The sequence below is a fragment of the Micromonospora sp. NPDC049799 genome (assembly GCF_040656655.1).
In the GTDB taxonomy this organism is placed as follows: Bacteria; Actinomycetota; Actinomycetes; order Mycobacteriales; family Micromonosporaceae; genus Micromonospora.
Map to the genome: position 1 here is coordinate 1 of NZ_JBFAMU010000524.1, position 3,402 is coordinate 3,402.

The following is a 3,402-nucleotide window of genomic DNA, read 5'->3' on the forward strand; positions in this document are numbered from 1 at the left end:
CGGGCTAAGACGCCACACTCCTGCTCTTGGTGCGGCCCCATTTGATCCACCACCTTACTTGCACTTTCTGCCGCCGCGAAGCCGACAAAAGCCTCATCCGAGCGGCCGAAAGTGCAAGATCGCGGGCGGGTTGGTGGGGCACGGCGGGGTGGGGCGGGAGGAGGGGTGGGTGGGTCAGAGCGGGCCCGGGTGGGGTTGGTCCAGGGGCATCGGGACCTGGAGGAAGGTCGTGCCGCGCAGGTCGAACCAGGCCCGGTCGGGGGCGCGGACCAGGCGCAGCATCACCTCGGTGCAGGCCGGGCAGCGCCCCACCAGCCCGGGTGCGTGGGAGTAGACCTGCAGCCCGGCCATCGGGCCGACCCTGCCGCAGTGGTCGCAGCGACCGGTGGCGCTGCTCAGGTCTACGGCGAACAGCTCGCGCAGCGGGCCGTCGAGCATGTTGCCGTCCAGGTACGACATGTCGGTCATCGCGTTCTCCTCCTCCAGGCGCGGCGAACCAGCGACAGACGAACGTCAGCCGGTCGGACCGAACCGCTCGGTCTTCACCCGCCGGGGCTGGTGGCCCAGCCCGACCAGCAGGTCGGCGACCGTCTCCACGAACCCGGTCGGCCCGCACACGTAGCAGAGCGGTTCCAGGTCGGGCGGCCAGCCGTGACTGTTGACATCCGCGAGGCCGATCCGGTGCGGCTCGCCCCGCCGGCCCTCGGGCGCCTCGCGGGTGTACACGTACGCCACGTCGAGGCCGAAGTCGTCGCGGGCGCGGCGGCGCAGCTCGTCGGCGTAGATCACGTCGGCCGGTGTGCGCACCGAGTAGAGCAGCCGGAACGGCACCCGGCTGCCGGCGGCGCGGCGGGCGCGGATCATGGCCATCAGCGGGACGACTCCGGAGCCACCCCCGACGAGCAGCACCGGCGCGGTCTCCTGGGGCCGCCAGACGAACCAGCCGCCGACCGGGCCACGCACCTCCACCGGGTCGCCCGGCGCCCAGGTGTCGATCAGGTACGGCGACACCTCGCCGTCGGCGACCCGCTGCACGGTCAGCTCGATCCGGCTGCCGTCGGCAGGGCCGGCCATCGAGTACGACCGGGCGGCCTGGTAGCCGTCCGGGGCGGTGAGCCGCACGTCGAGGTGCTGCCCGGGCAGGTGCCCCGGCCAGTCGGGCACGTCGAGCACGAGGGTCTGCGCGGTCGGGGTCTCCACGCGGCGCTCGACGAGCCGGGCGACCCGCCACCGGGCGGGGCCGCGCGCCGGGGTGTCCGCCACGACGGCCCGCTCAGTCACCCTGGTACCGCTGCTCACGCCACGGGTCGCCGTAGTCGTGGTAGCCGGCGGTCTCCCAGAAGCCCGGCTCGTCGTCGACGGTGAGGCGGATGCCGCGCACCCACTTGGCGGACTTCCAGAGATACAGGTGCGGCACGAGCAGCCGGGCCGGGCCGCCGTGCTCGGCGGGCAGCGGCTCGTCGTCGTAGGTGTGCACCACCCAGGCCCGGCCGTCGCGCAGGTCGTCCAGCGGCAGGTTGGTGGTGTACCCGCCGTACGAGTGGGCCTGCGCGTAGTCGGCCGCGGTGTCCACCCCCTCCAGGAGCGTGTCCAGTGAGACACCGCGCCAGGAGGTGCCCAGCTTGGACCAGCGGGTGACGCAGTGGATGTCCGCCGTCAGGGTCTCCTGCGGCAGAGTCATCAACTCGTTCCAGGTCCACCGGAACTCCGCGCCGGTCTCGATGGTGACGACGAACTCCCAGGTATCCGTCGGCACCTTCGGTGTCGGGCCGGCGGACAGCACGGGGAAGTCCTCGGTCAGGTACTGCCCCGGCGGCAGGGCCGGCTCCGCCGAGCGGGGCCGGCCCTGGAAGCCCGGTGACACGATTCCCATCCGTCAGTCGTACCACCCGCGGTGGGTGCGCCGCGTCCTCTCGACCGGAAACCGGCCGACGGGGCGGACCACCTCAGCGGTGTTCGACGACCACGTCCTTCTCCTGCGACACGGTGGTCCGGGTGGCGCGCAGGCTGGTGATGGTGACGATCACCAGCACGCCGATGATGACGCCGAGCGAGGCCAGCGTCGGGATCTCGGGGACGCCGGACCAGATCCCGTGCGCCCAGTGCAGGCCCAGCTTGACGCCGATGAACGCCAGGATGATCGCCAGGCCGTAGCTGAGGTGCACCAGACGGCTGAGCGCGGCGTGCAGGACGAAGTAGAGCGCGCGCAGGCCGAGAAGGGCGAACGCGTTGGTGGCGAAGACCAGGTACGGGTCCTCGGTGATGCCGTAGACCGCCGGCACCGAGTCGACGGCGAAGACCACGTCGGTGGCGAGCACGGCCACCGTGACCAGCGCCAGCGGCGTGAGCGCCCGCCTGCCGTCGACCCGGACGGTCAGCTTCGTGCCCTGGTACTCCTCGGTCACCGGCATGAACCGGCGCAGCAGCTTCACCGAGCGCATCTTGCTGATGTCGACCTCCTGCTCGTGCCCGGAGAGGGCGTCGCGCAGCAGCTTCACCGCGGTGGCGAGGAGGATGATCGCGAAGAGCAGGAAGGCGAAGTCGAGGGTCTGCAACGCGGCGGCGCCGAGCGCGATGAAGATCGCGCGCAGCACCAGCGCCCCGGCGATGCCGTAGAGCAGGACGCGCTGGGCGAGCACGGCCGGCACCGCGAACGCGGCGAGCAGCAGCATGAAGACGAACAGGTTGTCCACCGAGAGGGACTTCTCGACCAGGTAACCGGTGAGGTACTCGACGCCCTGCTGGGAACCGTAGCGGGACCAGATCCAGGCGCCGAAGGCCAGCGGGAGGGCGACGTAGAACGCCGACCAGCCCAGCGCCTCACGGATCGACACCTCGTGCGGCTTACGGGTGACGAGGAAGTCCAGGACCAGCAGCGCGAGCACGCCGGCGATGGTGACGCCCCACAGCGTGGGGGTGCCCACCGAGCTGATCTCGGTGGCAGCAAGATATGACGAACCGGACATGGGGCCTCCTCGAACACCGTGTCATGTTCGAGGTCTCCTTCACCCACATATCGTGGGCAACCACCCGGGGAGGGCTCTGAGGCCCGCCGTACTGACCGGAATGGTTCGTGGGAAGTACTCCCCTCGCCGCCACAAGGTTAGGCCAGGCTCAATCGGCCCGCCAAGCGGGGCACGCCGGTCTCACGTGACGCCGGTGACCGCCGCGAGGACGGTGTCCACGTCCAGGTCGGCCATGCACGCCGGCCCGGCCGGGTCCAGCGGGCACCGTGCCTGCCACCAGCAGGGCTGGTCGGTGATCGCGGTGGGCCGTCGGTACGCGCAGTCGGGCAGCCCCTGGAGGTCGAGGTCGCCGGTCCCGTACCGCCGCGCGTCGGTGGGCCCGAACAGCCCTACGGTCGCGGCGCCGGCCGCGGCGGCCAGCCGCACCGGTCCGGTG

The 3,402-nt window shown here is 71.6% G+C and carries 5 protein-coding genes; all 5 read right to left on the reverse strand.

Translation table 11 applies throughout. The features are described 5' to 3' along the window. Window positions 1-174: 174 nt before the first annotated feature. Entirely contained in the window at window positions 175-468 is a 294-nt protein-coding gene (locus AB0I76_RS25655) for a DUF6510 family protein (RefSeq protein ID WP_357040402.1), read from the reverse strand. Between the two features lie 45 nt (window positions 469-513). Next, a complete protein-coding gene (locus AB0I76_RS25660) occupies window positions 514-1,263 on the reverse strand; it encodes a ferredoxin reductase (protein WP_357040414.1) in 750 nt (249 codons plus the stop codon). Between the two features lie 10 nt (window positions 1,264-1,273). After that, window positions 1,274-1,873, reverse strand: a complete 600-nt coding sequence (locus AB0I76_RS25665) for a sulfite oxidase-like oxidoreductase (protein WP_357040405.1) — start codon at window positions 1,871-1,873, stop codon at window positions 1,274-1,276. A 73-nt stretch (window positions 1,874-1,946) separates the two neighbouring features. Beyond that, window positions 1,947-2,966, reverse strand: coding sequence for a TerC family protein (locus AB0I76_RS25670; RefSeq protein ID WP_357040408.1), 1,020 nt, complete (start codon window positions 2,964-2,966; stop codon window positions 1,947-1,949). Between the two features lie 180 nt (window positions 2,967-3,146). Beyond that, window positions 3,147-3,402: hypothetical protein (locus tag AB0I76_RS25675; protein WP_357040411.1), on the reverse strand; the 256-nt coding region annotated here is incomplete at its 5' end.